Below are 2,371 nucleotides of genomic sequence, written 5' to 3'. Positions count from 1 at the left end.
TGACAATAGCAAACTTTCGCCGCCACTCAAGAGTAATAATAAAAACGGCGTCAACGGATATAAACCATTGACGCCGTTAATATTTATTAATAATTACTAGCTAAAAACAGGTACACCAATAACTAACACATGTAGGTAAAGAGCAAACAAAATATACGCTATCAAGCCAATCACGACGGTGGCTATTGTCGCGGGAGCCGAGGTTGGTACTGGCTTAGCGGGATGTAGGCGATCACGCTTTTTGGCTGCCTTAAAGGCCAGAATAGCCCACACCAAAAATGCTGCAAAAAAGACAATATCGCCCAGTCGTCCATTAGCCAATAAGTGTGAAAATGCCCAAATTTTTACGGCCAACATCATCGGATGACCAAGCTTCGCTTTGATAGCATTACGCGGCACATAGGCTGCTACCAGCATAATAAAGGCAGGCACCATCAGCAGTGCTACCGCATGGCGTAAGCCCGTGGGGGGAAACCAGACGTAGATAGGGTCTAGGCGCATTTGGCCAAAACCGTAAATAGCAATTGCCAGTCCAATCACCGACACTACGGAGTACGCAATCTTCCAGGTGTTTTCGCCGCGTTTAACAATCTGTCGCTGACGCCAGTCTTCAGCAAAGATACGCACAGAATGGCTGCCAAGAAAAATCAGCAGGCCAATAATCATGATGGTCATAAAAGTAGCTCTCAGGTTATTTGCAGGTCATTGGTCGACTGCGAGGATGCCACACTAGCGCTCCAACCACATGACCAACTATCAACTTTTCGCTACCAGCGATCATCTGGCTCATTTTAAAACCAGTTTTTACGCTTAAATAACCAAATTAAACAACCTCCGATACCCAGCATGGCTCCCCAAACAAAAAAGTATCCGTACTGATAGCGCAGCTCTGGCATGTACTCAAAGTTCATGCCGTAAATACCGGCAATAAACGTCAGTGGCACAAATATGGCAGTAATCACCGTTAATACGCGCATGGTGATATTTAGCTGGTGAGAGGAAATCGAAATGTAACCATCAATGAGATCACCGCAAATGTCGTAATACATTTGTGTCAGTGTATATAGGCGCTCAAAGCGCTCCTCTACATCCGTGATGGCATGCAGCGTTTCACTTTCTCCGCGTGGCAGATGGGCATAGTCATAGGCAGTAAGCTCTTGGGTAATGCCTTTGTGGTAGCTAAAAATACGGCGCATCTTTACCAATCGTGAACGATAGGCGGTGATTTTCCGCATCAGCACATCATTACCAGCCTCTAAAAGCTCATCTTCTATATCGCTTAGCTCACTCTCAAACTCCAGTAAGCTATCGATGTAGAAGCCTGCTGAGATGTACATAATTTTCAGCGCGACACGCTCGGGAGATAGCGCCAGCAGTGTTTTTCCGTGCTCACTAAAGAGCCGTTCAATACTAAGCGCCTCACCAGCGTGCAGCGTGATTAGAAAACGCTCTCCAATAAAGAGGCACACCTGCTGAGGCACAAAGTTTAGCTGAGCATCAAAAGATGAAATACCTCGGTAAATAATCAGGGTATGGTGCTCAAACTCTTCAATTTTCGGCGGATGGCGCTCTTTGTGGGCATCTTGAATTGCCATTGGATGACAATCAAAACGCTCCAATAGCTGGCGTTCACTCTCCTCAGGCTCACCTTTCATGTCTATCCATAGGTGGCTACCGGGCGTCGTTTGCCAGTCATCAATGAGGCGTTCATCGCCTTCGCGCACATCGCCTTCTGATGTCGTTAGTAGGCTGCGAATCATGATCGTCCCTGTTAATTTGGCTCACGGCTTAACGTTACGGCCTAACGCTTCGTCGATTAGGCAGGTATGCCAGTGTAACGCTGACGACAATAGACGCCAGTAACGCCCCTAGAAAAGGCCCTAACGTTGGGATACTGCCTGGAAAGGTAGCCGCCATAATGCCAGCCGTAACGCTTCCCTGGCTTAGCCACCCCGGCAGTATTGCCCCTGCTAATCCAGCCATGCCGCCACCAATCGCCGCCACTGGCGTCATACGTTGCCACAGGCCAAGCAGCACAGGCACCACGATGGCAGCGCAAAGTAAGTCGGCTATCAAGAAGAGCCGTAGAACTGACAATCCTTGCAGGGCAATAAATACCACCGGCACCATCATTGCGACCGTTATCCAACGTGCGGTCGTTAAAGATGTTGCATGTCGTTCACCGCCACGCCCGACTATCAGCGACGCTATACCGTTTTGCAGCGTATCGACACTTGAGGTCACTAGCGTGACTGCTAACACCAATGCAGGTAACGCCACCCAGGCAGGCGCATCTGTTAACAGCGCAAAGAAAGGAATAGGTGGCTCTCCCAAAGCAACACCGCTCATGGCGGCCATGATGCCGATACCG

General features: G+C 48.8%; 2 protein-coding genes and 1 pseudogene. All 3 read right to left on the bottom strand.

The window, feature by feature from the left end; genetic code table 11:
- Window positions 1–96: 96 nt before the first annotated feature.
- Window positions 97–675 carry an NnrU family protein gene (locus tag INT22_RS11885; RefSeq protein WP_089039488.1) on the bottom strand — a complete coding sequence of 193 codons (579 nt, stop codon included), beginning with the start codon at window positions 673–675 and terminating at the stop codon, window positions 97–99.
- A gap of 116 nt (window positions 676–791) precedes the next feature.
- Window positions 792–1,760, bottom strand: coding sequence for a magnesium/cobalt transporter CorA (corA, locus tag INT22_RS11880; RefSeq protein ID WP_193068273.1), 969 nt, complete (start codon window positions 1,758–1,760; stop codon window positions 792–794).
- Between the two features lie 34 nt (window positions 1,761–1,794).
- A pseudogene (locus tag INT22_RS11875) lies at window positions 1,795–2,371 on the bottom strand (sodium:solute symporter); the annotation flags it as partial.

Origin of the sequence: Halomonas sp. 3D7M, assembly GCF_014897885.1 — a bacterium.
Classification (GTDB): domain Bacteria; phylum Pseudomonadota; class Gammaproteobacteria; order Pseudomonadales; family Halomonadaceae; genus Vreelandella.
This window is presented reverse-complemented; position numbering and strand designations above follow the sequence as displayed.

Bases quoted from the DNA above. Each gene is read 5' to 3' on its own strand.
- INT22_RS11885 (WP_089039488.1), bottom strand. From the start codon at position 675: ATGACCATCATGATTATTGGCCTGCTGATTTTTCTTGGCAGCCATTCT.
- corA (WP_193068273.1), bottom strand. From the start codon at position 1,760: ATGATTCGCAGCCTACTAACGACATCAGAAGGCGATGTGCGCGAAGGC.